Source organism: Oceanispirochaeta sp., assembly GCF_027859075.1.
In the GTDB taxonomy this organism is placed as follows: Bacteria; Spirochaetota; Spirochaetia; order DSM-2461; family DSM-2461; genus Oceanispirochaeta.
Genome location: NZ_JAQIBL010000337.1, coordinates 1 through 4,990, shown reverse-complemented (window position 1 = coordinate 4,990; position 4,990 = coordinate 1). Strand labels below are relative to the sequence as shown.

The following is a 4,990-nucleotide window of genomic DNA, read 5'->3' as shown; positions in this document are numbered from 1 at the left end:
CTTATCAAGGTTTCGCTGAAGGGGGGAGCACATTCCCACAGATCCTGGAGGACCTTGTTTTCAGGATGGATCAGGGCCGGATCATCTTCCAGTATTTTAATCACGTCCCGGCGGGCCTGCATCAGAATATCACTGTCCCTGATCATGTCGGCTATCCTGAATTTCATATAACCCGATTGACGGACTCCCGCGATTTCTCCGGGTCCTCTGAGCTTGAGGTCCTCTTCGGCAATGATGAATCCATCTGAATTCTCCATCATAACCTTCAGTCTCTTTTTTCCTTCTTCTGTAAGATTATTGCTGTAGATCAGGAAGGCAAAGGACTGTATATCACTTCTGCCCACACGACCTCTGAGCTGATGAAGGGCACTCAGGCCGAAGCGTTCGGCATGTTCTATCACCATAATGGTCGCATTCGGTACATCCACTCCCACTTCAACGACTGAAGTCGCCACCAGAAGATCCACTGAACCTGTGGAAAATCCTTCCATCCTGGCTTTTTTTTCATCATCGGGAATGCGTGAATGGATCAGAGCCAGAGAACGTCCGGGAAAGGCTTTTTGAAGCTGATCATACATATTTTCCGCATCTTTCAGATTTAATTTCTCAGATTTTTCGATGAGGGGATAGACAAAATAAGCCTGACGTCCCTTGTTCAGTTCCTGCTGTACAAAGGAGTATACTTTTTCTTCATTTCCTTCCCGGGTCAAGTGGGTTTCGATGGCTTTTCTCCCGGGAGGCATGGTCTTGATGGTAGAGACGTCCAGATCGCCGAAGGCGGTCATGGCCAGGGTCCGGGGAATGGGGGTGGCAGTCATGTACAGAAGATCTACACAGCGTCCCTTGTCCGCCAGCAACTGCCTCTGGGCAACTCCGAAACGGTGTTGCTCATCGATGACCGCCAGTCCCAGATCTTTGTAGTCCACATCCTCGGAGAACAGGGCATGGGTCCCCACAACGAATTGAATATTTCCTTCTTTTAACTGGTTCAGCAGATGACGCCGGCCTTCTCCCTGGGTGTTTCCCGAAAGGTAGGCGATAGATATACCCAGGGGGTCTAGAAGACGGGCCGCATTATCTGCATGCTGACGGGCCAGCAGCTCTGTGGGTGCCATCAAGGCGGCCTGGCGGCCTCCCTCAATTGCATTCAGCGCTGCGATAAAGGCCACCAGTGTTTTTCCCGAACCGACATCACCCTGTATCAGCCGGTTCATGGGGCGGCTGCTCTCCAGATCGGCGGTTATCTCATTCAGAACTTTTTCCTGATCTGAGGTGAGTGAAAAGGGAAGAATTTTTTTGAGCCTGCCTTCTATTTTCCGGGGCAGTTTGTGAGGAACAGCACGATGGATTTCTCTTTGTTTGACCGCATTCCGGCCCACTGCTGTCTGCAGATGAAAGAGTTCTTCGTAGATAAAATAGGCCCTGGCTTTTTCGGCATCTTCGGGAGTAGCGGGGCTGTGAATCATTTTCAGGGAAGCCAGACGGTCAGACCATCCGTAATGTTCCTTAAGAGGTTCGGGTAGTTCTTCTTTCAGTCCCGGAGTGTATTCCCTGATCCCCTGCTGTATGGCCTTGCGGAGGACATTCTGATTCAGGCTGCCTCCCAGGGGATAGACAGGCAGTATCCTGCCGTACTTCTCGGGTGTCTCCGAGATGACTTCGAATTCAAAGGCACCGCACTGCCATTCTCCAAAGCGGTACTGAAACTGTCCGTAAAGGTAGATCTTTGTCCCAGTGAATAGTTTCTCTCCCAGGAAATTACGGCCGTAGCACAGAAGAGACCCGCTGGCCGATTCATCTTCTACCAGGAGTTTCAGGGTCGGTCTTCCTTTCCAGGGAAAGCTTTCCCTGCCGATCACAGTCATTTCCGTATTGACCGCATCAATGCCGGCGGCCTGGAGTATGGTTTTCTCACTCTGATGATCTTCATAACGGAGAGGAAAATGAGAAAGAAGCTGCCCTATGGTAAAGACACCCTGGGCGGACAGGGATTTATGATGGTTCGGTCCAATCCCCTTCAGCCGGTTGACCGGCTGTTGGAGTTCTCCCAGAAACATGCAGGATCTAGAGTCCCGCCAGATAATTCAGCAGGAATGAAATTCCGATGCCCGCTGCAATTCTCAGACCTAGAAGAATCCCGGCACAGACGGCCAAGGCTATGGAGAATTTTACAGTTTTTGTCGTAAAAAATCCTAGAATACGGGCGACCACCTTATACAAAATCGTATCAATCTGAAAAAGGATCTGATGATTCCATGTGGAAAAGAACAGAAGGGTAATCAGACGGAAAACCATCATGATAATCAGAAAATTAATAAAGAAAAGAAAGAAATTCCAGATGCTGCTGAGGATGTAAACCACAATAAGCATTGGGGTCAGAGTGCCCGAGATGGCTAGAGAATTGAAAATTTGTGAGACCAGACCTAAAAGGGCTATGGCCACTACGGGGGAAAAATCAAGGAAGCCGAAGCGGAGCCAGCTGATCCCTTTGAATCTATTCATATAGGGGTCGGTGACTTTTATCAGAATTTCAACTCCTTTGCCATTGAGTCTACCCTGAAACCAGGTCAGAAAGACACGGAAAATAATCAAAAGCATATAGACGGATATTAGTGCGGATAAAAATTGAAATACAGTCTGAACTGGACTCATTAAAAATCTCCCTTAAGCTGATTAACAGATAGAAAAAGACGAAAACTGCCTTATTCCTTCCAAATATTAGATACAATAGGATATTGACCGATTTCCTGCAAGACAGAAGGATTAGCGGCAATGGTGATCTGTCCCGATACTTTGACCACGATCTTGTTCTCCGGACGCTTTAGATGAAGGTATACAGAGCTGGAACCGTTCCTGTCTTGAAGAAAGGCTCTGAAATCTACCAGTTCGTCTTTCAGATATTCCCTTTCTTCCAGCTCAATATGAATCTCGCTGTTCTGAATCTCTCTCATCTCTTCGGGTAGGAAGATCTCCTTGACCTTGAAGCTTGGTTCACTCCGGGACAGATCTACCTGACCGGTGAATCCCAGAACCTTGTCTTCTTCCAGTAAATGAGCGTATTGATCGAAGGTCTTTGAAAAAAGGACCAGATCGATGGAGCCGTTGAAGTCCTCTACCGAGGCGAAGGCCATCTTGGCTCCTCTCTTGGTCATGGTGGTGCGGATGGATTTGAGCATCCCCAGGATGGTGTATTCCTTATCGGGTGAAGCACGTCCCGGCTGGTCCAGTTTCAGGTTGGTGCACTTGTTCCAGAAGGGCCGGTATTCATCCAGAGGATGTCCAGAAAAATAGAACCCCAGGTTGTCCTTCTCTATCTGCAGTATATCCTTGTTGCTCCAGGGGGGCACTTCCTCCAGGCGCAGCTCGGGGGTTATCTCATCCTGATTCTCACCGAAGAGAGAGACCTGACCAAACTGGGACTGCTCCTTGATGCTGTTCACATGGTCTATCATTCGTTCCATATTATGGAGGAGGGTCGCCCTGTTGCTGGACTCTATCCTGTCAAAAAGACCGGATTGAATGCTCACTTCAATCACTTTTTTATTCACAGAGCGCAGATCTACTCTTTCAAGAAAATCCAGAAGGGATTTATAGTGTCCCCGGGCATGCCTTTCATTGATGATCACATCTACGGCGGCTGTTCCCATGCCTTTGATTCCGATTAGACCATAAAAAACCTTGCCATTAACAACATTGAAAAACTTTTCTGAAAAGGTGATAACGGGAGCATCAATCTCAATTCCCTCATCTCTGGCACTTTCCATGTCTTCGGTCATTTTACCGGTGTCGTTGATTTCATTGGTAAGGTTGGCTGCCCAGAATTCTGCCGGATGGTTGGCCTTGCAGTAGGCGGTTTTATAGGCCACCACAGAGTAGGCCGCCGCATGGGATTTGTTGAATCCGTATCCGGCAAAGGGCTCGAGCATGTCAAAGATTCCAGAGGCATGCTTTTCGCTGTGTCCGATTTCTTTGGCTCCGGCAATAAACTCTACTTTCATCTTCTCCATGTCTTTGAGTTTCTTTTTACCCATGGCCCGGCGGAGGATGTCGGCTTTACCAAGGGAGAATCCACCGATGATCTGGGCTACCTTCATGACCTGTTCCTGATAGACGATAACACCGTAGGTCGGTGTCAGAAGTTCTTCCAGGGTCGGATCGGGAAAGGTTATGGATCGGGGGGTTTTCTTGCCTTCGATGTACTGGGGAATGAACTGCATCGGTCCGGGACGGTAGAGAGCGTTCAAGGCTATGAGGTCTTCAATGTTATTGGGTTTGGCCCGGCGGAGGATATCCTGCATTCCCGATGACTCAAACTGAAATACAGCTGTGGATTTTCCGTTGCTGAGCATCTTAAAGGTCGCCTCATCTTCTTCAGAAACCGTATCCACACTAAAACCCGGATCTGTTTTCTGAACCAGTTTTTCTACATTCTTCAGAAGAGTCAGAGTTTTCAGACCCAGGAAATCCATCTTGACCAGCCCACAGGGCTCGATGATGTCCATGGTGAATTCCGTTGTGATTTCACCTGTCTTCTGGTCCTTATAGAGGGGAACATAGTTGGTGAGGACTGAATTCCCAATGACCTTTCCACAGGCATGAGTGGAGATATGCCGATTCATCCCCTCCAGGACCTTTGCCGTATCAAAAAGCTCCCTATAGGCACCGCCCCGGTCGTAGAACTCCTTGAGCTTCGGCTCTATCTCCAGGGCCACCTCGGTATTGATCTTCCGGCCGTCAGGAGCCTTCCCTTCGGGAATGAGCTTGGTAATGGCATTGGATTCGGCAAAGGGAATATCCAGAACACGGGCCACATCCTTGAGGACGGCCTTTGTTTTCAGGGTTCCGAAGGTACAGATCCCCCCTACCTGGTCGTGTCCGTATTTCCGGTTTACATATTCGATGACCTCTCCTCTTCTTTCAAAGCAGAAGTCAATATCAAAGTCAGGCATGGAGACGCGCTCGGGGTTAAGGAACCGTTCGCAGAGCAGAT

At 48.8% G+C, this 4,990-nt stretch carries 3 protein-coding genes; all 3 read right to left on the bottom strand.

Annotated elements, in window-relative coordinates:
* On the bottom strand, nucleotides 1-2,057 hold a 2,057-nt coding region (gene recG / locus PF479_RS19095), incomplete at its 3' end, for an ATP-dependent DNA helicase RecG (RefSeq protein WP_298010197.1).
* Between the two features lie 7 nt (nucleotides 2,058-2,064).
* Nucleotides 2,065-2,652: a YggT family protein gene (locus tag PF479_RS19090; protein WP_298010194.1), complete on the bottom strand. Its 588-nt coding sequence runs from the start codon at nucleotides 2,650-2,652 to the stop codon at nucleotides 2,065-2,067.
* Between the two features lie 50 nt (nucleotides 2,653-2,702).
* On the bottom strand, nucleotides 2,703-4,990 hold a 2,288-nt coding region (gene dnaE, locus PF479_RS19085; protein WP_298010191.1), incomplete at its 5' end, for a DNA polymerase III subunit alpha.